Source organism: Paraburkholderia dilworthii (assembly GCF_000472525.1).
GTDB classification, from domain to species: Bacteria; Pseudomonadota; Gammaproteobacteria; order Burkholderiales; family Burkholderiaceae; genus Paraburkholderia; species Paraburkholderia dilworthii.
In genome coordinates this window covers 12,689-35,271 of record NZ_AWZT01000031.1, presented here as the reverse complement: position 1 = coordinate 35,271, position 22,583 = coordinate 12,689, and the positions used below count along the sequence as shown (strand labels likewise).

17 protein-coding genes and 1 riboswitch are annotated in these 22,583 nt (G+C 63.6%); of the genes, 5 read left to right on the top strand and 12 right to left on the bottom strand.

Annotated features, from left to right (window positions below; genetic code table 11):
• The first annotated feature begins 222 nt into the window (after positions 1-222).
• The 3 genes from F759_RS0123570 to F759_RS0123560 all read left to right on the top strand — a co-directional run bounded on the left by F759_RS0123570 (position 223) and on the right by F759_RS0123560 (position 3,944).
• On the top strand, positions 223-972 hold the full coding sequence (locus F759_RS0123570; RefSeq protein WP_027802024.1) for a DUF969 domain-containing protein: 750 nt from the start codon (positions 223-225) through the stop codon (positions 970-972).
• The gene (locus F759_RS0123565; RefSeq protein WP_027802023.1) at positions 969-1,925 is read left to right on the top strand and encodes a DUF979 domain-containing protein; all 957 of its coding nucleotides are present in this window, start codon (positions 969-971) and stop codon (positions 1,923-1,925) included. Before F759_RS0123570 ends, F759_RS0123565 begins: the two co-directional genes overlap by 4 nt.
• Positions 1,926-2,138: 213 nt before the next feature.
• On the top strand, positions 2,139-3,944 hold the full coding sequence (locus F759_RS0123560; protein ID WP_027802022.1) for a tetratricopeptide repeat protein: 1,806 nt from the start codon (positions 2,139-2,141) through the stop codon (positions 3,942-3,944).
• Positions 3,945-4,028: 84 nt separating this feature from the next.
• Here F759_RS0123560 and F759_RS0123555 read toward each other — a convergent pair whose 3' ends face one another.
• The 10 genes from F759_RS0123555 to F759_RS0123510 form a co-directional block, all read right to left on the bottom strand.
• A complete protein-coding gene (locus F759_RS0123555; RefSeq protein ID WP_027802021.1) occupies positions 4,029-5,201 on the bottom strand; it encodes a TraB/GumN family protein in 1,173 nt (390 codons plus the stop codon).
• Positions 5,194-6,213, bottom strand: a complete 1,020-nt coding sequence (locus F759_RS0123550; protein ID WP_027802020.1) for a peptide ABC transporter ATP-binding protein — start codon at positions 6,211-6,213, stop codon at positions 5,194-5,196. The genes F759_RS0123555 and F759_RS0123550 overlap by 8 nt, the downstream gene beginning before the upstream one ends.
• Positions 6,210-7,217, bottom strand: a complete 1,008-nt coding sequence (locus F759_RS0123545) for an ABC transporter ATP-binding protein (protein ID WP_027802019.1) — start codon at positions 7,215-7,217, stop codon at positions 6,210-6,212. Before F759_RS0123545 ends, F759_RS0123550 begins: the two co-directional genes overlap by 4 nt.
• Entirely contained in the window at positions 7,218-8,135 is a 918-nt protein-coding gene (locus F759_RS0123540; protein ID WP_027802018.1) for an ABC transporter permease subunit, read from the bottom strand.
• A gap of 87 nt (positions 8,136-8,222) precedes the next feature.
• A complete protein-coding gene (locus F759_RS0123535) occupies positions 8,223-9,233 on the bottom strand; it encodes an ABC transporter permease subunit (RefSeq protein ID WP_027802017.1) in 1,011 nt (336 codons plus the stop codon).
• Positions 9,234-9,382: 149 nt separating this feature from the next.
• Positions 9,383-11,011: an ABC transporter substrate-binding protein gene (locus tag F759_RS0123530; RefSeq protein WP_027802016.1), complete on the bottom strand. Its 1,629-nt coding sequence runs from the start codon at positions 11,009-11,011 to the stop codon at positions 9,383-9,385.
• Between the two features lie 393 nt (positions 11,012-11,404).
• Positions 11,405-12,235: a methylenetetrahydrofolate reductase [NAD(P)H] gene (metF, locus tag F759_RS0123525; protein ID WP_027802015.1), complete on the bottom strand. Its 831-nt coding sequence runs from the start codon at positions 12,233-12,235 to the stop codon at positions 11,405-11,407.
• An 11-nt stretch (positions 12,236-12,246) separates the two neighbouring features.
• Positions 12,247-12,600, bottom strand: a complete 354-nt coding sequence (locus F759_RS0123520) for a phage holin family protein (RefSeq protein ID WP_006052549.1) — start codon at positions 12,598-12,600, stop codon at positions 12,247-12,249.
• Between the two features lie 152 nt (positions 12,601-12,752).
• Entirely contained in the window at positions 12,753-14,174 is a 1,422-nt protein-coding gene (gene ahcY, locus F759_RS0123515; RefSeq protein ID WP_027802014.1) for an adenosylhomocysteinase, read from the bottom strand.
• A gap of 32 nt (positions 14,175-14,206) precedes the next feature.
• A riboswitch (S-adenosyl-L-homocysteine riboswitch) is annotated at positions 14,207-14,343 on the bottom strand.
• Between the two features lie 117 nt (positions 14,344-14,460).
• Positions 14,461-15,270 (bottom strand): glycosyltransferase family 2 protein, encoded by an 810-nt coding sequence (locus F759_RS0123510; RefSeq protein WP_027802013.1) that lies wholly within the window; start codon positions 15,268-15,270, stop codon positions 14,461-14,463.
• A 226-nt stretch (positions 15,271-15,496) separates the two neighbouring features.
• Between F759_RS0123510 and F759_RS0123505 the strand changes: the two genes are divergently transcribed.
• A complete protein-coding gene (locus F759_RS0123505; protein ID WP_027802012.1) occupies positions 15,497-16,447 on the top strand; it encodes a LysR family transcriptional regulator in 951 nt (316 codons plus the stop codon).
• A 58-nt stretch (positions 16,448-16,505) separates the two neighbouring features.
• Here the strand turns inward: F759_RS0123505 and F759_RS0123500 are convergent, their stop codons facing one another.
• Both F759_RS0123500 and F759_RS0123495 read right to left on the bottom strand, forming a co-directional pair.
• A complete protein-coding gene (locus tag F759_RS0123500) occupies positions 16,506-18,455 on the bottom strand; it encodes an OmpA family protein (protein WP_027802011.1) in 1,950 nt (649 codons plus the stop codon).
• Between the two features lie 196 nt (positions 18,456-18,651).
• A complete protein-coding gene (locus F759_RS0123495; protein ID WP_027802010.1) occupies positions 18,652-20,310 on the bottom strand; it encodes a GMC family oxidoreductase in 1,659 nt (552 codons plus the stop codon).
• 439 nt (positions 20,311-20,749) lie between these two features.
• Between F759_RS0123495 and F759_RS0123490 the strand changes: the two genes are divergently transcribed.
• The gene (locus tag F759_RS0123490) at positions 20,750-22,459 is read left to right on the top strand and encodes an isovaleryl-CoA dehydrogenase (protein WP_027802009.1); all 1,710 of its coding nucleotides are present in this window, start codon (positions 20,750-20,752) and stop codon (positions 22,457-22,459) included.
• The last annotated feature ends 124 nt before the right edge of the window (positions 22,460-22,583 follow it).

Genomic DNA, 22,583 nt, shown 5'->3' with positions numbered 1-22,583 from the left:
TCGACGCGGGGCGTTCGCCAGGTGCGAGGCGCTTCACCGTACTTTGCAGTATCCGCAGTCGATTCATCGCAGTGAATGCCGTTGCAGTTTGCAGTTCGCAGTTGCAGTGCGTAGCAACGCGGCCATCAAGAGCCGCGGCAACAAGACGGCGCGCGGATCGCCACGCGCCGGCCCATGTTAGCCGTCACAAGCGGCGACGTTGAAACCTGTTTGGAGATCCAGATGCAGACAACAGTCAGTCTATGGCCGCTCATCGGCGTGGCCGTCATCATCGTTGGCTTTTTATTACGGTTCAATCCGATGCTGATCGTGGCGGTGGCCGCGATCATCACCGGCTTCGCCGCGCACTTCCCGCCCGAAAAAATCCTCGCCGAGATCGGCACCGGCTTCATCAAGACGCGCAACATCCCGTTGATCATTCTTCTGCCGCTCGCGGTAATCGGCCTGCTTGAACGGCATGGCCTGCGCGAGCGCGCGCAGACGTGGATCAGCGGCATCAGGGCCGCTACGGCCGGGCGCCTGTTGATCGTCTATCTGCTCGTGCGCGAACTCACCGCGGCCGTCGGCCTGACCGGGCTCGGCGGGCATCCGCAGATGGTGCGTCCGCTCATCGCGCCGATGGCCGAAGGCGCGACCGAAACGCGCTTCGGCAAGATCAGCGACGCGGTGCGCTTCAAGCTGCGCGCATTCTCGGCGGCAACGGATAACGTGGGCCTCTTTTTCGGCGAAGACATTTTCGTTGCATTCGGTGCGATCGTGCTGATGACCACTTTCCTGAAGGAAGCGGGCATTGTCGTCGAGCCGATTCACGTCGCCGTCTGGGGCATTCCCACTGCGATCTGCGCGTTCCTCATTCACGGCTTCCGCCTGTATCTGCTCGACCGCAAGCTCGACCGCGAATTGCGCGGCAACGCGAAAGCGGGCAACGCCGCCGTAACCCCGACGCCATCCGCCGCAGGAGACAAAGCATGACGCTCACGATTACCTATCTGTTCTGGTTGCTGGGCGTGGTGCTGCTGATCGTCGGCGGCATGATCGTCACCGATAAGAAACACCCGCGCCGTTTGACGGCCGGCGGCTTCTGGATTATCTACGCGCTGATCTTTCTGATCGGCGACAAGCTGCCGCCCGCCGTGGTCGGAGTCGCCGTGATCGTGATGGCGCTGATTGCCGGTTTCGGCGGCGTCACCGCAGGCAAGCCGAACGTGCTGTCGCTCGAAGCGCGCAAGGCGAGCGCCGCACGCCTTCGCAACAAGCTGTTCGTGCCCGCCTTGACGATTCCCGTGATCACCGTGATCGTCACGTTGTCAGCGAGCCACCTGGTATTCGGCGGCCTGCCGCTGATCGAAAAGGCCAACGTCACGTTGATCGGCTTCGGCATCGGCTGCGTAATCGCGCTCGCCATTGCCTGCGTGCTGACTCGCGACACCGTAGGCCAGTCGATGAAGGAAACGCGCCGTCTCGTCGACGCGCTCTCGTGGGCCGCCGTGCTGCCACAGATGCTCGGCATGCTCGGTCTCGTGTTTTCCGATGCGGGCGTCGGCAAAGCCGTGGCTCACGTGACGACGGCGTATATCAGCCTCGACTACCGCTTTATCGCGGTGGCCGTGTACTGCATCGGCATGGCGCTGTTCACGATGGTGATGGGCAACGGCTTCGCCGCGTTTCCGGTGATGACGGGCGGCGTCGGCGTGCCGATCCTGGTCGGCGTGTTCCACGGCAATCCGGCCGTGATGGTGGCAATCGGCATGTTCTCCGGCTACTGCGGCACGCTGATGACGCCGATGGCCGCGAACTTCAATATGGTGCCGGCGGCATTGCTCGAACTGCCGGATAAGAACGCGGTGATCAAGGTGCAGATACCGACCGCGCTGACCTTGCTGGTGGTGAACATCTTCCTGTTGAATTTCCTGATGTTCATGTAGAACGGTTCACGCAGAAAAAGCAGCAATTTCCGATGTGCCGCGCGACGTTTCCACGGCACATCGGCGAAGCACCTCAAACATGAAAAGCCTGCAAGGGAAATAGGATGCGTCCGATCGCCGGTCCATGGCACCGACCATAAGATGCTGGCGATCTCCCTTTCACGCGCGCCGGCGCGTGCAGCGTGCGCCGCCGGGCCCTTTCCGCAGGTTTTCATGGAACGTCAATCCCCGCGCACCGGCGCGCGTACCGCGCCGCCGTCCTCATCCAACGTCGTCGCGCTCGTCGAGGCCGCGCTCGACGCGCATCAGGCCGGCCGGCTCGACACGGCTGATTCGATCTACCGCGAAATCCTGGCGCTCGATCCGGCGAATTCGCAGGCTCTGCATTACTTCGGGGTACTGCACTATCAGCGCGGGCAACACGCGGACGCCGCCGCACTGATGAGCCACGCGCTCAAATACGATCGTCACGACGCCGCCTGCTGGAGCAACCGGGGCCTCGCCGCCGCCGCGCTCGGCCATCTCGACGAAGCCACCATCTGTTATGACCAGGCGCTACAGCTACAACCGGATTTCGCCGACGCGCGCAATAACTTCGGCGTCGCTTTGCAGGCGCAAGGCGCATTGAACGAGGCCGTCGAGCAATATCGGCTGGCGATCGCGGCCAACCCCGCACTGGTCGGCGCCCATCTGAATCTTGGCACGGTACTCGGCAAGCTGGGCCGTTTCGCGGAAGCGCTCGCGTGCTATCGCGACGCCTTGCAGGTCGATCCGGGCTCAGCGGAAGCGCACTTCAACTCGGGCAATGCGCACAACGCACACGGCGAGCACGAGGCGGCCATCGCCAGTTTCGAGCGCGCGCTCGCGCTGCGTCACGACTACGCAGAGGCGCACATCAATCTGGGCAGCGCGATCGGCAAGCGCGGCGACTATGCGGGCGCCGAGTCGCATTACCGGCGCGCGGTTGCGATCACGCCGAATCCGACCAACCTCGTGTGCCTCGGCGGTTCGCTCGGCGCGCAAGGACGGCTCGACGAAGAGGAGACGTTCTATCGCGAGGCATTGACGCGCGATCCGCACTACGCCGACGCGCATCAGAATCTTGCGTGGCTGCTGCTCAAGCGCGGCGACTTCAAACAGGGTTGGGCCGAGTTTGCGCTGCGCTGGCGCAAGAGCGATTACGAAGCGCTCGCGCTTCCCGGCGTGGCCGAATGGCGCGGCGAACCGCTCGATGGGCGTCGTTTGCTGATCGTCGGCGAGCAGGGTTTCGGCGATCACTTCCAGTTCCTGCGCTATGCGCAGATGCTGCACGAACGCGGCGCCACAGTGGATATCTGCGTGCGCGAGCCGTTGCTGCCGTTGGCCGGACGCGTGCCGGGCGTGCATCGCGCGTTCAGCGGCAAGCCGGAAGGCGAATACGACTTCTGGGTACCGATGATGAGCGTGCCCTCATGTGTCGGCACGGAGCTGTCCACCATTCCGGCCGACGTGCCGTATCTGTTCGCGGACGAAGCGAAAGTCAAAGCCTGGCACAAGAGACTGATAAAAACCGGCGCTGCGAACCGCAAAGCCGGCCTCGCATGGGCGGGCAGTCCGACGTTCGGCAACGACCGCTATCGGTCGATGGTGCTATCCGAACTGCACGCGCTCGCAGGCGTTGCGAAAGTGAGCTGGTATCCGTTGCAGAAGGGCCCGGCGCATGCGCAACTCGCAGATGCACCGCACGCATTTCGTGCACACGATTTCAGCGGCGAGCTGAACGACTTCGAGGACACCGCCGCACTGATCATGAACCTCGATCTGGTGATCGCTGTCGATACGGGCGTCGCGCATCTGGCCGGCGCGCTCGGCAAGCCGGTGTGGCTGCTGCTGCCCGCTAATTCGGATTGGCGCTGGCTCGAAGCGCGCAGCGATTCGCCGTGGTATCCGGGCATGCGGCTGTTCCGGCAGAAGGTGCTGGGCGACTGGGCAGGAGTGGTGACGGAAGTGATGCAAGCTTTGCAACAGAGAAAACTCTGACTAAGCACCGCGTTGTGCGGCCTTTGACGAACTTTCGCGCGCGCAGGCACGCCGGATCAAAAGGCTGCGCGACCGCGCCGAGCCTCACCCCGCCTCCACCACAAACCCATGCTGCCGCAAAAGCTGCAAAACGCCTTTGCGGCCACCGAGATGCAACGCGCCAATCGCCACGAACACCGGCTTATTCGGCCCGGCGATCAGCAGCATCCGCGAGACGAAGCGCCGGTTCCGCTCGTAGACGATCCGGTTGTCGATCGAGTTGGACACGCGCTTGTCGCGCGCCAGCTTTTCGGTTTTCGCGGCCTCCCACGCGGCGATCGCATCGGCATCGCCCACGCGCCACAGGCGGTGCAAGGTCCGCACATCCTCGACGTTTTGCGCGGGCGTCTGCATCAGATCCTGCGCGAGCATTTCGCGTTGCTGCGCAAGCGAGAGCCCTGTGAAGGCGCGCATCTGCTGGGCAAGCGTTTCAAGCCCGACAATTTTGCCCCGCGTGCGCAAATAAACGTTTTGCAATTGCGCTTCGGTGCCGTACTCGGTCTGCAAGCCGGCGCTGAGCGAATCGTACGTTTCGACCAGCAGCGAGGCGAGCCACGGCCGCATCTTCTTGATCTCATCCAGCGCTGCGGGATTGCCGCGCAGACGAAACGCGAGCTTGCGCCACAGCGGCTCGGGCAAGAGGCCAGGCAGACAGTCGCGGCGGCATACGCCGTACTTCGAGACATCGTCTTGCGAGACCAGTAGCTCGTCCGGCGAGAGTTCCAGCGCGAGAGTCGGCGACGCCGCCAACGCCCCCATGATCGGCGGACGAAATGGCTGAGCCGGCGGGTAATCGGCGGGATCGCCGACGTGCAGCGTGCCCAGCACGTAGATGGTGGTCGTGCCGCGCGTCGCGACATAGAACGGCATACGCGCCGGTTGCAGACGCACCGGGCCGCTCGCTGTCGTGCCAGGCGTGGCGGGCGGCGGATTGAAGCCCGGCAGCGCGGCGCGTGGCTGAGCCGGCGCGTGCGGCACCGGCAATGCCGGACGCGCACCTTGCGCGGTTGAATTGACGCCAGCAGCAGGTGTATTGGCCGCGGCGCCGGCGGCATGCGCGATGCCGACTAGTCCCGCGGACAAATACAAAACGGAACAAACGCCGACGAGCGCGGCACCGGTCAGTGCGCGCGCCCGCAAGCGTCGCGTGAAGGCAGCGCGGCGGCCGCCATCACGCGAGCGGCGCGCAAGACGACGCGCCGCCAGCGCATCAGGCATCCACGTCCCCCACCTCCTCGGCGCGGTGACACGACACCTGACGGCCATCCACTTCACGCAGCTTCGGCTCCTCGCTGCGGCAACGGTCGATCACGTACGGGCAGCGCAGATGGAACGTGCAGCCCGACGGCGGATTCAGCGGCGACGGCATTTCACCTTGCAGCTTGATCTTGATGGTGCGATCCGCCTCGAAGATGGACGGCGTCGCCGACATCAACGCGCGCGTATACGGATGCCGCGGCTTCGAGAAAATCCGCTGCTTGTCGCCGAGTTCCGCGATGCCGCCGAAGTACATCACCATCACATCGTCGGCGATATGCTCGACGACCGAGAGGTTGTGCGAGATGAACACGTAGCTCGTCTTGAACTGCTCCTGCAGATCCATGAACAGGTTCAGGATCTGCGCCTGGATCGACACGTCCAGCGCGGACACAGGTTCATCCGCAACGACAATCTGCGGATCGAGAATCATCGCGCGCGCAATCGCCACGCGCTGACGCTGACCGCCCGAGAACATATGCGGATAGCGCTTTGCGTGCTCGGGACGCAGGCCGACCGTGCGCATCATCTGCGCGATGCGTTCGGCGCGCTGCGTCGCAGTCAGTTGCGAGTTGATCGCGAGCGGTTCGCCGAGCGTCTGCTCGACGGTCTTGCGCGGATTGAGCGACGCAAACGGGTTCTGAAACACCATCTGCACGCGCCGCCGCAGCGCCGCGATTTTCGCGTGATCGGCACCGGCCACATCTTCACCGTCGATCAGCAAGCGGCCCGCGCTGGGCGACTCGATCATGGTGAGCTGACGTGCGAGCGTCGACTTGCCGCAGCCGGATTCGCCGACCACGGCGAGCGTCTTGCCGCGTTCGAGTGCAAAGGACACACCGTTGAGCGCCTTCACCGTGCCCGTGGCGAACATGCCGCGTTTCACCGTGTAGTAACGCGCGAGCTTGTCGGCGACCAACACGTGATCGCCCGCATGGTCCGACTGGCGCCGCGTTTCGAGTACTGCGTTCATCGTGCGCCTCCATGAGTGTGAACGTTCGCGTCGCCGGCGAGGTTCAGCGGTTTGATGCAGCGCACGCGCGCCACGTCGGCGTGGCCTTGCATGGGCGCGAGCGCGGGCCGTCCCTTGTTGCAGTCGTCCACCATGTACTTGCAGCGCGGCGCGAAAAGACATCCTTTCGGACGATCGTCACGCCCCGGCACCATGCCCGGCAATGCAGCGAGCCGCACGGCGCCCACGTTATGCTCGGGAATCGCGGCCAGCAACGCTTCCGTGTACGGATGATGCGGCGCGGCGAAGATGTCCGGCACCTTGTTCGTTTCGATCACTTCTCCAGCGTACATGACCGCGACGCGCTGCGCGACCTCAGACACCACCGCGAGATCGTGCGAGATCAACACGAGCGCCATGCCGCGCTCTTTCTGCAAGCGCATCAGCAGTTCCATGATCTGCGCCTGGATCGTCACGTCGAGCGCGGTGGTCGGTTCGTCGGCGATCAGCAGTTTCGGGTTGCAGGCAATGGCCATTGCGATCATCACGCGCTGGTTCATGCCGCCCGACATCTGATGCGGAAACGAGCCGATGCGGCCTTTCGGATCGGGAATGCCGACCTGGTCGAGCAGTTCGAGCGCGCGTTTGTCGAGCGCGCTGCCGCGCAGGCCTTCGTGCAGCTTCAGCACTTCCTTGATCTGATAGCCGACCGTGTAGCTCGGATTCAGACTGGTCAGCGCGTCCTGAAACACCATCGCGATGTCTTTGCCGATGATCTTGCGGCGTTCCTTCGCCGATGCTTTCAGCAGATCGTGGCCGCTGAACGTGATTTCGTCGGCCGTGACCTTGCCGGGCGCGTCGATGAGGCCCATCAGCGCCATCATCGTCACGCTCTTGCCCGAGCCCGATTCGCCGACGACGCCGAGCACTTCGCCCGGCGCAACATCGAGGTTGATCCGGTCGACAGCGGGCAGTCCGTTGAAGTTCACCGCCAGATTGCGGATGGTCAGTAGGTTATTGCTCATTTATGCCATCCGTTTGAGTTTCGGATCGAGTGCGTCGCGCAGCCCGTCGCCGAGCAGATTGATGGCAAGCACCGAGACCAGGATGGACAAACCGGGCATGGTGACGATCCACCATGCGCTGTCGATGTAATCGCGCGCCGAGGCCAGCATCGCGCCCCACTCAGCCGACGGCGGTTGGACGCCGAGGCCGAGGAAACCGAGCGCGGCCGCATCGAGAATCGCCGACGAGAAACCGAGCGTGGCTTGCACGATCAGCGGCGCGGTGCAGTTTGGCAGCACTTGCGAGAACATCAGGCGCAACGTGCCGGCGCCCGCGACCCGCGAAGCCGTCACGTATTCCTTCTGCAACTCGCCTTGGGCCGACGCGCGCGTCAAACGCACGTAACCCGGCAGCGCGACGATTGCGATTGCCAGCATCGTATTGACGAGACCCGGACCGATGATCGCGACGACCGCCACCGCGAGCAGCAGCGACGGCAGCGCGAGCAGCACGTCCATGATGCGCATGATCGGCGTGTCGGCCCACTTCTCGAAGAATGCCGCGATGAGCCCGAGCACGATGCCCGGAATCAGCGCGAGCACCACCGAGACGAAGCCGATCCAGAACGATAGGCGCGCGCCGTACATCAGACGCGAGAGGATGTCGCGGCCGGCTTCATCGGTGCCGAGAACGAAGCGCCAGTTGCCGCCTTCGAGCCACGCGGGCGGAATCTTCACGAAGTCGCGGTACTGCTCGATCGGACTATGCGGCGCGATGAGCGGCGCGAAAATCGCCACGACGATCAGCAGCAATACGACGATGCCGGCGCCGACCGCGCCACGGTTACGCGAAAAGTTCGCCCAGAATTCGCGGGCGGCGATAGCGCGGCCGCTGGGCGGCGTGACTGCTGTGGGGACTGTGTTTTGTATGTCTGCCATCGTCATGCCTCCGGCCGAGCCGCCTCAAGGGAGGCACGCGCCCCTTCGGGGGGCAGCGAACGTAAGTGAGCGTGGGGGTTCATGTCCTTACCTCGTATGGCGAATGCGCGGGTTGAGCACGCCGTATAACAGATCGACGACGAGGTTCACGATAATCACCAACGTGGCGATCATCAGAATACCGCCCTGCACCACCGGATAATCGCGTCGTCCGATCGCGTCGATCAGCCACTTGCCGATACCCGGCCACGAAAAAAGCGTCTCCGTCAGCACCGCGCCCGCGAGCAACGTGCCGATCTGCAAACCGATCACCGTCACGACCGGAATCAGCGCATTGCGCAATGCATGCACGACGATCACACGCCCCGGCGACAGACCCTTGGCGCGCGCCGTGCGAATGTAGTCCTCACGCAGCACTTCGAGCATCGACGAACGCGTCATGCGCGCGACGACCGCGAGCGGAATCGTGCCGAGCACAATCGCCGGCAGAATGAGATGGCTCAGTGCAGACTTGAACGCGCCTTCGTCGGTGGACATCATTGCGTCGATCAGCATGAAGCCGGTCACGTGCGGAATGTCGTATTCCACCGCAATGCGGCCCGACACCGGCGTCCAGCCGAGCTTGACCGAGAACACCATGATGAGGATCAAGCCCCACCAGAAGATCGGCATCGAATAGCCGGTCAGCGCCGTGCCCATCACACCGTGATCGACCGCCGTGCCGCGCCTGAGCGCCGCGAACACGCCCGCCGGCAGGCCGACGATCAACGCAAATAGCATCGCGCAAATCGACAGTTCCACGGTGGCGGGGAAGCGGGCGAGAAATTCGCCCATGACGCTGGTGTTGGTGATGATGGAGGTGCCGAGGTCGCCATGCACCGCGCGGCCAATGTAATGGACGTACTGCATCGGCAAAGGTTCGTCGAGTCCTAGCCGGTGCATAGCTGCGGCATGCATCGCCGGATCGACGCCGCGCTCGCCCATCATCACTTCGATGGGGTCGCCCGGTATCAGGTGAATCAGCGCGAATGCAAGGATCGTGATGCCGATGAACGTCGGTATCACCATGCCTATGCGGCGCAAAACAAAGCGGAACATGGTTCGTCCCTATGGTCTTGATGAAGAAAAAACGCAACCGGCGACGAGGGCTCGTGACCCCGGTCGCCGGACCATTTCGACCAGTTTTCTAACCGTGCGAAAAGCGTACTGCGCGAATTTACGACTTGCCTGACGCAATATCGGGCGCCTTACTTGACGCTGACGCCGTCGAAGCGAGCATAGCCGAGCGGCTCGATACGCATGTCGACCACCTTCTTGCTGACAGGCTGGTAGACCGTCGAATGAGCGATCGGCGAGAACGGCAGTTGCTGCGCGAAGATCTGTTGCGCCTGCATGTATGCCGTGGTGCGCGCGCCCTGGTCGGACGTCGAGCGGCCTTTCTGGATCAGATCGTCAAACGGCTTGTAGCACCACTTCGAGAAGTTGTTGCCATTCACCGCCTCGCAGCCGAGCAGCGTGCCGAGCCAGTTGTCCGGATCGCCATTGTCGCCGGTCCAGCCGATCAGCATCGTGTCGTCCTCGCCTGCGTGGGCGCGCTTGATGTACTCACCCCATTCGTACGTGACGATCTTCGCCTTCACGCCGATCTTGGCCCAGTCGGCCTGGATCATTTCCGCCATGAGGCGCGCGTTCGGGTTGTATGCGCGTTGCACTGGCATTGCCCACAGCGTGATGTCGAAGCCGTTCGGATAGCCGGCCTTGGCGAGCAGCGCCTTGGCTTTATCGGTGCTGTACGACGCGCTCTTCAGGTTCTTGTCATACGACCATTGCGTCGGCGGCATCGGGTTCGTGGCGGCCTGGCCCGCGCCCTGGTACACCGAGTCGATGATCGCCTTCTTGTTGATCGCCATGTCGAGCGCCTGACGCACTTCGACCTTGTCCACCGGCTTATGCGTCACGTTGTACGCGAGATAACCCAGGTTGAAGCCGGGCTGCGACGGCATGGCGAGATTCGATTCGGCCTTCAGCGGCGCGATGTCGGCCGGACGCGGATAGCTCATCACCTGGCATTCGTCACGCTTTAACTTCTGTACGCGTACGCCGGCGTCCGGAGTAATCGAGAAGATCAGCTTCGAAACCTTGACCGCGTTCGGCTTCCAGTAATCGGGATTGCCGTCGAAACGGATGGTCGCGTCTTTCGTATAGCTGCGGAAGATGAACGGACCCGTGCCGACCGGGAACTGGTTGATGTCGGCGGCCTTGCCCGCCTTCAGCAACTGATCGCCATATTCAGCCGACAGGATCGACGCGTACTCCATTGCCATGTTTTGGATGAACGGCGCGTTGACTTCCTTCAGCGTGAACTTGACCGTGTACGGGTCGACCTTTTCGACCTTCGTGATCAGCTTGTCGAGACCCATGTCCGTGAAGTACGGGAACTGCACCGGGTAGGCCTTGCGGAACGGCTGATTCGTGTCGAGCATGCGCTCGAACGTGAAGACGACGTCGTCCGCATTGAATTCGCGCGTCGGCTTGAAGAACGACGTGGTCTGGAACTTCACGCCATGACGCAGATGGAACGTGTACGTCTTGCCGTCAGCGGAGACATCCCACTTTTCCGCGAGGCCCGGCTCGACCTTGGTGCCGCCGCGCTCGAACTCGACGAGGCGGTTATAGACGGTGAACGTATTGGCCGTGAAATCGGTGCCCGTGGTGTATTGGGCCGGATCGAAACCCGCGGGGCTGCCTTCTGAGCAGTAAACGAGTGTCTTGTTCGGTATCTCGGCGCGCGCGCTGTTCGCGCCCACCAGCGATGCCGCTGCAGCTGCGACGAGCGTCGTAACACGCGCGGCGCGCAACAGGTTGTTTTGCTTCATGTTTCCTCCAGGTTCGGGGCTGGCTGACGCCAGCGTAGCGCGATATTACTGAGCTTTCCCCGGTGTCACAAGCGGAGGAAATTATCGGCGACGCCGCCGCCGGCGCGCCTGCACGGGCAGTTCGGCGTTCGGCCTGCCGATCGGTCCGGCGCGAAATCAAACCCGGCGCGCATAAGCTGCACGACGCAAGCGCAGCGGATATCAGGCGGGTTCTTTCGAAAGTCTTTCAGAGCGGGGCATTCAGGCGATTCGCTTTGAATTGACGGAACCAGCTTTGGTGGGGGGCCTAGGGCAACAAAGAAGAAACGGCTCACCAGGCCCGCCGCGCCTGCTTCGCGCGGCGTCCTGGCAAGCACGAGCGGAAGCTGGATCTTCAGCCAGCAACAACGTAGTTCAGCCGCCCAACCGCTCGCAAATCGCCCGGGTCGCCGCAGCGCCGTTAAGCGTATAGAAGTGCAAACCAGGCACCTTCGCGTCGACCAGACGCTTGCATAGGTCCGTCACCACGTCGAGCCCGAACGCGCGGATCGACTCGCGGTCGTCGCCGAAACTCTCCAGCCGGCGCGCGATCCAGCGCGGCACTTCCGCGCCGCACATCTCCGAAAAGCGCATCAGTTGCGAGAAGTTCGTGATCGGCATGATGCCCGGCACGATCGGCACGTCCACGCCGAGCTTCCTGGCATCGTCGACGAAACGGAAGTACGCGTCCGCATTGAAGAAGTACTGCGTGATCGCGGAATTGGCGCCGGCCTTTACCTTGCGGGCAAAGTTTTCCAGATCGTGACGCGGCGAGCGCGACTGCGGGTGATACTCCGGATAGCCCGCCACCTCGATCCAGAACCAGTCGCCGAACTCGGCACGGATAAAGCTCACCAGTTCCGACGCATAACGCAACTCGCCGACTTCGCCCATACCGGACGGCAGATCGCCACGCAGCGCGACGATATGGCGAATGCCATGCGCGCGGTACTCGTTGAGAATCGCGCGAAGGCTCTCTTTTGACGAGCCGATGCACGACAGATGCGGCGCCGCCTCGAGCCCCTCCTTCGCCATATCGACGACGGTATCGAGCGTGCCCTGTTGCGTCGAGCCTCCCGCGCCAAACGTGACAGACACGAATTTGGGCTTGAGCAAAGCGAGTTGCGCACGCGTGGCGCGCAGCTTGTCGACGCCTTCCTGCGTTTTCGGCGGGAAGAATTCGAATGAAAGTTCGATCGGGTTCATGGTTCAGTATGTCAACCGAGACTGCGGTTGCCGAAAATAAGCGCGGACAGCAGCCACGAAACGATGCTGTACAGAATCGAGCCGAAGAACGCCGACCAGAACCCCGACACTTCGAAACCCTTCAGCAGCGACGCGCACAGCCAGAAGCAGAGCGCATTAACCACCAGAATGAAGAGCCCGAGCGTGACAATCGTGACAGGCAGCGTCAACAGGATCAGCACGGGTCGCAGCACCGTGTTGATCAGTCCGAGCACGACCGCGACGATCAATGCCGTGCCGAAGCTGCGGATATGAATCGACGGAACGAGGTAGGTGATGATCAGGAGCGCGAGCGCATTGATCAGCCAGGTCAGCAGCACGGTCATGTAAAGCTCCTTGCAGGCAGGATGTCCGTTGAACGAAAGGAGGCGGGCATGGCGAGCAAAGCGGCGCTTGCGCGCCGCCCCGTCGTCACACCACCATGCTTCGAGGACACCCTCGCGCTTGGCGCGCAAAGGGCGTCCTGCCACGCATGCGCTTAGTAGCGGTAGTGGTTCGGCTTGAACGGACCGTTCTTGTCGACGCCGATGTAGCCCGCTTGCGCGTCCGACAGCACGGTCAGGTTCGCGCCGATACGCGCCAGATGCAGACGCGCAACCTTCTCGTCCAGATGCTTTGGCAGCACGTACACGCGGTTCTCGTACTTCGCGCCTTGCGTGAACAGTTCGATCTGCGCAAGCGTCTGGTTCGTGAACGAGTTCGACATCACGAACGACGGGTGACCCGTCGCGCAGCCCAGGTTCACGAGACGGCCTTCGGCCAGCAGAATCACGCGCTTGCCGTCCGGGAAAATGATGTGGTCGACTTGCGGCTTGATGTTGTCCCACTGGTATTGGCGCGTCGACGCCACGTCGATTTCCGAATCGAAGTGACCGATGTTGCAGACGATCGCGTTGTGGCGCATCGCCTTCATGTGATCGTGGTTGATCACGTGGTAATTGCCGGTTGCCGTCACGAAGATGTCGGCCTTGTCAGCCGCGTATTCCATCGTCACGACGCGGTAGCCTTCCATCGCAGCCTGCAATGCGCAGATGGGATCGATTTCCGTGACCCACACTGTCGCGCCCAGACCGCGCAGCGATTGCGCGCAGCCTTTGCCCACGTCGCCGTAACCTGCAATCACCGCGATCTTGCCCGCGATCATCACGTCGGTCGCGCGCTTGATGCCGTCGACGAGCGACTCGCGGCAGCCATACAGGTTGTCGAACTTCGACTTGGTGACCGAGTCGTTGACGTTGATGGCCGGGAACGGCAGGCGGCCTTCCTTTTCCATCTGATACAGACGATGCACGCCGGTCGTAGTTTCTTCCGTCACGCCCTTGATATGCGCGAGACGCGTGGAGTACCACGTCGGGTCGGCATCGAGGTGACGCTCGATCGACTTGTACAGCGCGACTTCTTCCTCGTTGGTCGGCTTGGCGATCACCGAGCGGTCTTTCTCAGCTTTCGAGCCGAGGATCAGCAGCAACGTCGCGTCGCCGCCGTCGTCGAGAATCATGTTGGCGAACTCGCCGTTCGGCCATTCGAAAATGCGGTGCGAGAACTCCCAGTATTCGTCGAGCGACTCGCCCTTGAACGCGAACACCGGCGTGCCGGCCTTGGCGATAGCGGCGGCCGCGTGATCCTGCGTCGAGAAGATGTTGCACGAAGCCCAGCGCACGTCCGCGCCGAGCGCGGTCAGCGTTTCGATCAGCACGCCGGTCTGGATCGTCATGTGCAGCGAACCTGCGATGCGCGCGCCCTTCAGCGGCTGCTGCGCCTTGTACTCGTCACGCGTTTGCATGAGACCGGGCATTTCCGTCTCTGCAATGGTGAGTTCCTTGCGGCCCCAGTCGGCAAGCGACATGTCGGCAACGATGTAGTCCTGGGAAGCTTGGGAATCGATAACTGCGGCGTTCATCACGCCCTCCTTTCTAAGTAGTGACTAGAAATTTGACGTGAGCGCGGTTCGATGCGGTGGATGGGAAAGCGCTATGCGCATCCTGGCCCTCCGATTGAAGCCTCCGAGCCTGGCGGGCGGCCGGCGAATATGCTGATTCGCGGTACCCGTCGCAACGCTCCTCGAAGACGAACGGCGATTGTAGCAAATCGAGATGGCTTCCGGGCGCGCGATGGGTTTGCGGCGGCGTACGGCGCGGCTTGTTGGACTTGCTTGTCGGAGGCTTCTGTCGGGCCTTCCGGATGACTCATGCCGCAGCCGCGCCGCCCACCGCTTGCGCGGGAGCTTCCGCGGTCATCTGCGCGTTGTGCAACTGGATGACGCCCGCAATCGCCCTATCGAGGAACTGCCGGGAAAAGCGGAAAGCATCGTCGACGTCGGCGGGATCCGGCGTCAGCCAGCCGAATGCAATGCGGAAATAGCGTTCCGCATGAATGCCCGGGTGGTAATGCATGCGCACGCGCTTCGCGTCCGCCAGCCGCGGATTGCCGAAAAGCTCGCGCAGCGCCCACGAGAACGCGCCGTCTTCGCCGCCGATACGGCGAAAGGTTTCGTCCATCGGAAAGCCGCCGAGCGCCCCGTACACCGCCCGCCGCACGACGAGACTGCTCGGCACCGTATTGCTGAGCGTCTCGGCATGGTGCGCGAAGTCCGGGTGGCTGGTGATCTCGATCGGGAAATCGACGTATTCGACGTCGAGCCGCACCGACACCTGCTTCGGGTTTTGCGCGAGGAATGCGCTTGTCGCTGCCAACGCGCCTGGCTGGTATTCATCGTCGGCGTCGAGGAAGGCGAGCAGATCGTGCGACGCGTGCAGCGCGCCCCAATTGCGCGCCTGCGCTGCGCCGCCATTGCAGGGCATGCGCAGCAGACCGATGCGGGAGTCCGAGCGCGCGTATTGAAAGACGAGATCGGCGGAGGTATCGGTCGAACCATCATCCACGACGATGATCTGCGCCGCCTCCGGCTGAAGTCGGCAGCTTTCGAGCGCGCGAGCGAGTGTCGAGGCGCCGTTGTAGCAGGGAACAACAATGCAGATGGCAGAAGTTGGCGTCATGAGGGTAGGCGGCGGCAGGCGCGGCAAAAACTGACGATGGTAGCGCGCGAGACAGAACACTGATCTCAATATATAGGGCGCGGTTTGCGCGGAGTCCAAAAGCCGCCTCGTCGCCCTCGTCGCCCTCGTCGCCCTCGTCGCCCTCGTCGCCCTCGTCGCCTCGTCGCCATAAATAGCATGACTTACAATCGGCCGATTCATTCCAATATGGAATCTGGAGCCGATCGTGGAACTGCGTGCGCTGCGCTATTTCGTCGAAGTCGTTCGTCAGCAGAGCTTCACTGTCGCCGCCGAGCAGATGTTCGTCACCCAACCGACCATCAGCAAGATGGTGAAGTCGCTCGAAGACGAGATCGGCTCGCCACTGCTGCTGCGCGACGGCCGCCAGATGGTGCTGACCGACGCGGGCCGCATCGTCTATCAACGCGGGCAAGAGGTGCTCGCCGCGCACGCGCAGTTGCAAGCCGAACTGAACGACCTCGGCACGCTTGGTCAGGGCGAGCTCACCATCGGTATTCCGCCGATGGGCGGCTCGCTCTTTACGCCCGCCATCGCGACGTTCCGCCAGCGCTATCCGAAGATCGAACTCAAGCTGTTCGAGCAGGGCTCGCGCGCGATCGAGACCGCGCTGATCAACGGTGAACTGGAACTCGGGGGCGTGCTCCAGCCGGTGGATCCCGAAAATATCGACGTGCTGCCGATCACTCGCCAGTTGCTCTGGCTCGTCGCGCGCACCGGCTCGCGCTGGGACGAGCTTCGCGAAGTGCCGCTCGCCCAGCTCGCCAACGAGCCGTTCGTGTTCTACGGCGAAAGCCTCGCGCTCAATGACGTCGTGCTCAGCGCCTGCCGCGCGGCGGGATTCGCGCCGACTATCGTCGGGCGCAGCGGGCATTGGGATTTCATGGCGGCGCTCGTGCTTGCCGGCGTCGGCATCGCGCTGCTGCCCGCGCCCTATTGCCGGCGGCTCGATGCCGCGCAGTTCACCTGCCGGCCGGTGGTCGAGCCGGAGATTCCCTGGGAAATGGCGATTGGCTGGCGCCGCGACGGCTACCTGTCGCATGCCGCGCGCGCGTGGCTCGACGTGGCCCGCGAGACGCTGCCCGGCCGGGCTGGCGACGACCTGATGCTCGGCCTGACGGGCATCGCAGCGCCGCTCAACATACCGCGGCCGGAATGACAACATGCCGCCCGGCGACCCGGACGGCATGTTTTTCCCACGCGCAGGAACAACGGCCCTACTGCTGCGTGATGAACTCGATCCGGCGATTGGCGAAGCGGCCGCTCATCGTGTCGTTGCTTGCAACAGGATGTGCCTGGCCATAGCCCTGGGCGCTCAGCGAGTCCGCTGGAACACCCATTCCGACAAGGTACGAACGAACCGCCTGGGCGCGCTGCTTCGACAGTTGCAGGTTAGCCTGCTCGCCGCCCACGTTATCCGAGTATCCCGCCACTTCGAGCTTCACCGTGCGCCCGTTGCGCGCACACGCGTTCAGCACGCGCGCCGACTGGTTCAGGTCTTCCACTGCCGATGTCGGCACATGCGCGCTCGCGCTCGTGAAATTGATCACCTGCAGGTTCAGCACCTTGGCGACATCGGCTGCGGCGCAAGTAGCGTTGGGCGCGAGTAGCCCCTGGATCGCACTGCGAAAATTTGCGGTTGCCTGCTGGAGTGCGCTCTGCACGTCGAATGTGCCGATCTCGTAGGACGGACCGAACAGCGATTTCAGCGTGTTCAGCCAGCCGAGCTTTGCATTGGCGGCGGCGCCGCTCAGGTCGACATGTGCGCCGTCCAATCTGAGTTCCGCGCCCGGCACGCTCATCAGCGGGACCAGGCCGTCGAGGCTGGCGAGCCAGCCGGCCGGCTTCGTAGCTGGATCGACGGCAATATTCGCGGCGTAGTGGTACTGGCCGAGGCGCTTCGTCAGTTCATCGATCAGCCGAGTTTTTTCGGCTTCGCTGCCGACCGTCGCGGTGAGTGTCGGCTTGCCGCTTTCACCGACGATAAAAGCAAGCTGACTGTCTTTCGTCGGGGCGGCGGCCACGCCTGGCTGACGTGCGAGACTAGTGGTGCTGGTAGCGCTATTAGCGCTTGGGGTGCTTGCGGCATTTCCGGCACTTGCGGCGCTTACGGCGCTTGCGGCGCTCACACCGCTCGCCGAAGAAGGAACCGGAGCAGGAGCAGAAGAAGCTAACGAAGCCGAAGAAGGAACCGGAGCCGACGCCCCAGCCGCCAGCGCCGAACTCGCCGCATCAAGGCCGGCCACCACTCGCGCTGCAGTGGATGCTGCGGCATTGCTCGCCGCAGCAACTGCGGTGAGTTCACTTGACGCCTCGACCGGCGCCGATGCCGCCTGCGCGGCGACACCATGTTCAGCACCTTGGCTGGCCGCCCGGTCTCCGCCCCATAGCCCGCGCGGGAAGCCGCCCGGAAACAGATACACGAGCAGCATCGCGGCCGCGATGATCGCCAGCAGCGGCCACCACAGCCACGCGTGCGAGCGGCGTTTTTCGCGGACCACCGCGTCAGCCGGTACCTGGACCGCGGCAGTGACTTCGGGTGTGGGCGTTGCCGTTGGCGTGGGTTGCTCGATATGTGCCGACACGGCCTTCAGCTGCGCGAGCACGCTGCCGGCGAAAGCACCAACGCCGCCCAAGCCGAGCGCCGCAAGCAGGCGGTCGTTCAGATACGGTGCGATGAGCGGCATCTGGTGGCTCAACAGCGCCGGCAATTGAGCGACGCTGCCCTGGCTCCCGAGCAGTTGCTGTTTCAGCACGCCCACCATGGTTGCGCCGACAATGCCCGTGATCGCATGCGTAGCGTGCGCCGGCACGCCGGTTTGCGCGGCGAGTTCGTCGCTGAGCGATTCGGCGCGACGGTCCAGCGAACGTTCGAGCAAACCGCGCCCTGCGCCTTCCAGTTCGCTGACGCCGCCGGTACTCGCTGTCAGATACGGCAACTGCTCAGCGATTCTCGCGTTGACATCGGGCGAGGTGACGGTGGCGAACAGCGAGCGTGCGCCTTCGAGCGTGGCAGCCTTTTGCATCAAACCGGCGAGCAGCGCGGGCGCTGCCGCGCTCATCACCGAGCGCGCCGCCTCGGGCGGCAAGCCGATGCGCGCTCCCAACTGCCCGACCACTTCGTCCGTCAACGCGGATTGAATTGCGTGAATCAAATCGATGCTCATGCCTTCGCTTCCTTGAGTTCCCGGATTCGCCACCTGACGCGCCCGCACTTTGCGCGGCGATTATAGGCAGCGGGAGATCTCATAAACCGAATGGCACAATTTATGACGATTTAGACGACGTTCGGCCAACTTATCTCTATTTGAGGTCGAAAAGCCGTCGCTTTGCCTTCGGCCAAGGCAACGCCCAGCCGTGCTTTCAAGCGGCATTGGCCGCGGGCGCCACGGTTATCGCCGCCTCTGCCGACGCCACGCCATGCGGCTCGCGACGGGCCGCCGCGATCAGTTCAGCCGCGCGTTCGCCGATCATCACCGTCGGCGAATTCGTATTGCCGCCGATCAGCGTCGGCATCACCGATGCATCGACGATCCGTAGTCCCGTGACGCCTCGCACGCGCAATTGCGGATCGACAACGGAATCTGGGTCGCCGCCCATCCGGCAGGTCGCGACCGGGTGATAAATCGTGTCGGCATGCCGGGCGATGGTCTCGCGCAATTGCGCATCCGTCTGGCCCGGCCGCGTATATAGCTCACGACCTCCGTGCAGCGCGAGCGATGGCGCGTCGAGAATGCGCCGCGCCATGCGCACGCCTTCCACTAGCAGGTCGAGGTCGCGCGAATCGCTGAAAAAACGCGGATCTATCACCGGCGCGGCACGCGCATCGGCGCTGGCGAGCGTTACGCTGCCGCGGCTAAAGGGCCGCAGCACGCACACATGCAGCGAATAGCCGTGACCCCAATGCATATGACGGTTGTGGTCGTCGACGAGCGCCGCGCAGAAATGCAATTGCAGGTCGGGCCGCTCGAGCGTCGGCCTGCTTTTCAGAAAGCCGCCCGCCTCCGCCACATTGCTCGACAACATGCCGCGTCCGTGGCGCATGAAGGTCACGAACTGCGGCACCATTCGCGCGATGCCGCGCACCGAAAAGCCCGTCGGCTCGATCGACGACACGCGCTTGTTGATCGTGAAATCGACGTGGTCGATCAGGTTCTGTCCGACTTGTGGCGCGTCGTGCAATACGTCGATGCCGTGCGCTTGCAGATGCGCGGCCGGCCCGATTCCGGAGCACATCAGCAGTTGCGGCGAGTTGAAGGCGCCCGCTGCCAGTACGACTTCGGCGCGCGCTATCAGCGTCTCGCGACGGCCGCCGCGCACGATCTCGACGCCGCTCGCGCGCTTTTGCTCAAAGACGACGCGCAGTACGGTGGCATCCGCGATCGTATGGAGATTGGCGCGCTCGCGGTCGTAGATATAAGCGCGCGCGACGCTGCAACGCCGTCCATCGCGCTGTGTGACCTGGTAGAAGCCGATGCCTTCCTGGTCGGCGCCGTTGAAGTCGTCGTTCGGCTTGTAGCCCGCTTCGAGCGCCGCCTGCACGAAACGCCTGGAAAACGGATTGCGGTAGCGCAGATCCGACACGGTGAGCGGACCCCAGTCGCCGTGCCAAGCGCCGGCGCCGCGCTCATTGCTCTCTGCGCGGCGGAAATACGGCAGCACGTCGCGCCAGGACCAGCCGTCGCAGCCCAGTTGCGCCCATTCGTCGTAATCGAGCGGATGGCCGCGCGTGTAGATCATTGCGTTGATCGCGCTAGATCCGCCGAAACCGCGCCCGCGCGGCTGATAGCCCCGGCGGCCGGCCAGGCCGGGTTGCGGCGTGGTCAGATAGCCGTAATTGGTTTTGAGCTTGTTCGGCACCACTGCCGCGACGCCCACCGGCATATTGACGAACAGGTTGCGGTTCGTGTGCGGCCCGGCTTCGATGAGAGCAATCGTCGCGTCGGGACAGTTGTCCGCGAGACGGCTCGCGAGCGCGCAACCGCCCGAGCCCGCGCCTACGATGATGTAGTCGTATTCCATCGCTCCTCCTGATAGGCCGCGTTGCTCGCGGACCTTGTCTCGTGCACACTTGTCTACGTGTGTTTCCCCGGCATTGTAGGGAGCGTTCGGATGCTGCGGCGGCTTCGCGTCAGAGCGATTACTCTAAACGCAAGCGCCCTCGCGACCCTATGATGAAAGACCCGCGCGCGCCCGCCGGACGGCCGTGAGCGGCATTCAAACACCGCCAGCGCGCGATGCGCTCTCGATACGCGGCAGACAGACAGCGATCAAACGGCGCAGCGCGATTCGCGCCGCAGAGCCGGCCGCAAAGCTCGAGCGCTGAGCAGGCTACAAGAGACGGCAAGAGGCTAGAAGAGACCGCAGACGGTCCACGAACGCGCCACACGCAGGGCACCCACCGCGCGATGAAACATGCCGGCGAACCGCCGGTTGAACCCGCGGCAAACGGAGACAGCAGATGCAACGCCATAGCTTCGGTCAGACTCACGAAGTCACCAATCAGGCGCCGCCGCTCGCGGACTACAACCTTTTTTCCAGCGACCTCGCGCTCTCAGCCGCGCTCGACCGCGACGGCGCCGCATGGCATCGCGATGCATTGCTGCGGCACGGCGCGGCGCTCACCACGCCCGATACGCTCGCGCTCGCCGAGCTCGCCAACCGCCACGCGCCCGAACTCGTCACGCACAGCCCGCGCGGCGAGCGGATCGACGCGCTGGAGTTTCATCCCGCGTGGCACGAGTTGCTATCGCTGCTGCGTCGCGAGGGGCTGCACGCGTTGCCGTTTTCGAATCCGCAGCCCGGCGCGATGGCCGCGCGCTGCGCCGGTTATTTTCTGCATGCGCAGATCGAATCCGGCTCGCTGTGCCCGCTGACGATGACCTTCGCCAGCATTCCGGTATTGCAGCGCGAACCTCAATTGTTCGGGACGCTGCGCGACAAACTCTATGCACGCGAGCACGATCCACGCGACGTGCCGCTCACGCAAAAAATTTCCGCGATGATCGGCATGGGCATGACCGAAAAGCAAGGCGGCTCGGATGTGCGCAGCAATCAGACCCAAGCGCGTGCGATCGCCGCCGGCGGCCGCGGCGGCGCCTACGAACTGGTTGGCCATAAATGGTTTTTCTCGGCGCCGCAATGCGACGCACATCTCGTACTCGCACGCACTCACGATCACGCCGGCCTCTCCTGCTTCTTCGTGCCGCGCTTTGCGCCCGACGGCAGCAAGAACGCAGTGCAGATCCAGCGTCTGAAAGACAAGCTCGGCAACCGCTCGAACGCCAGCAGCGAAGTCGAATTTCTCGACGCGTTCGGCATCATGATCGGCGACGAAGGACGCGGCGTGCCGACGATCATCGAAATGGCGAATTACACGCGGCTCGATTGCGTGATCGGCAGCGCGGCGCTGATGCGAGCGGCGCTCGTGCAGGCCATCCATCATGCGCGCCATCGCAGCGCGTTCGGCCGGCATCTGGCCGATCAACCGTTGATGCGCAATGTGCTCGCCGACCTCGCGCTGGAGTCGGAAGCGGCCACCGTGCTGTTCATGCGGCTCGCGCACGCGTTCGAGCAATCCGCCGATGCACAGCCGACGACATCCGCCGCGAACTCGCCGGTTGCATCCGCCGAGCGTGCATGGCGGCGCATCGTCACGCCAGCGGCGAAATACTGGGTCTGCAAGCGCACGCTCGAATTCACCGGCGAGGCGATGGAAGTCTGGGGCGGCAACGGTTATGTCGAGACCGGTCCGATGGCGCGCTTCTATCGCGAAGCTCCCGTCAACTCGATTTGGGAAGGTTCGGGCAACGTGATGTGTCTCGACGTGCTGCGCGCGATGGAGCGCGAACCGGAAGCGGCGCAAGCGCTCTTCGCCCAATGGCAAGCGGATGCGGCCGCGCATCCGGCATTGAGCGCTGCGCTTGGCAAGCTGGCCGTGGCGCTCAATGGTCCCGCCGAACATCGCGAAGGCTCGGCGCGGCGTATCGCGCAACAGATCGTACTGATTGCGCAGGCCACGCTGCTCATCAAGCATGCGCCTGCCGTTGTCGCCGAGGCATTCATTGCCACACGTCTCACCAGCGGCTGCGGCGAAAGCGGCCGCGTCTACGGGACGTTGGCTGCCACGTTCGATCATGCGGCGATTGTCGAGCGGGCTTTTCCAGGCTGAAGTCGCAAACCGCAGCAGGACGCAACGTCTGCCGGAGCTTCTGAGATTTTTTGCGATGCACCTGGCGCGGTAAGCAACGGCAAATGCGCCGGAACGACACCTATAAGCGCGGCGCGACCGCGCA

Coding starts and splice junctions, on each gene's coding strand:
- F759_RS0123570 (WP_027802024.1), top strand. CDS start 223: ATGCAGACAACAGTCAGTCTATGGCCGCTCATCGGCGTGGCCGTCATC.
- F759_RS0123565 (WP_027802023.1), top strand. CDS start 969: ATGACGCTCACGATTACCTATCTGTTCTGGTTGCTGGGCGTGGTGCTG.
- F759_RS0123560 (WP_027802022.1), top strand. CDS start 2,139: ATGGAACGTCAATCCCCGCGCACCGGCGCGCGTACCGCGCCGCCGTCC.
- F759_RS0123555 (WP_027802021.1), bottom strand. CDS start 5,201: ATGCCTGATGCGCTGGCGGCGCGTCGTCTTGCGCGCCGCTCGCGTGAT.
- F759_RS0123550 (WP_027802020.1), bottom strand. CDS start 6,213: ATGAACGCAGTACTCGAAACGCGGCGCCAGTCGGACCATGCGGGCGAT.
- F759_RS0123545 (WP_027802019.1), bottom strand. CDS start 7,217: ATGAGCAATAACCTACTGACCATCCGCAATCTGGCGGTGAACTTCAAC.
- F759_RS0123540 (WP_027802018.1), bottom strand. CDS start 8,135: ATGGCAGACATACAAAACACAGTCCCCACAGCAGTCACGCCGCCCAGC.
- F759_RS0123535 (WP_027802017.1), bottom strand. CDS start 9,233: ATGTTCCGCTTTGTTTTGCGCCGCATAGGCATGGTGATACCGACGTTC.
- F759_RS0123530 (WP_027802016.1), bottom strand. CDS start 11,011: ATGAAGCAAAACAACCTGTTGCGCGCCGCGCGTGTTACGACGCTCGTC.
- metF (WP_027802015.1), bottom strand. CDS start 12,235: ATGAACCCGATCGAACTTTCATTCGAATTCTTCCCGCCGAAAACGCAG.
- F759_RS0123520 (WP_006052549.1), bottom strand. CDS start 12,600: ATGACCGTGCTGCTGACCTGGCTGATCAATGCGCTCGCGCTCCTGATC.
- ahcY (WP_027802014.1), bottom strand. CDS start 14,174: ATGAACGCCGCAGTTATCGATTCCCAAGCTTCCCAGGACTACATCGTT.
- F759_RS0123510 (WP_027802013.1), bottom strand. CDS start 15,270: ATGACGCCAACTTCTGCCATCTGCATTGTTGTTCCCTGCTACAACGGC.
- F759_RS0123500 (WP_027802011.1), bottom strand. CDS start 18,455: ATGAGCATCGATTTGATTCACGCAATTCAATCCGCGTTGACGGACGAA.
- F759_RS0123495 (WP_027802010.1), bottom strand. CDS start 20,310: ATGGAATACGACTACATCATCGTAGGCGCGGGCTCGGGCGGTTGCGCG.
- F759_RS0123490 (WP_027802009.1), top strand. CDS start 20,750: ATGCAACGCCATAGCTTCGGTCAGACTCACGAAGTCACCAATCAGGCG.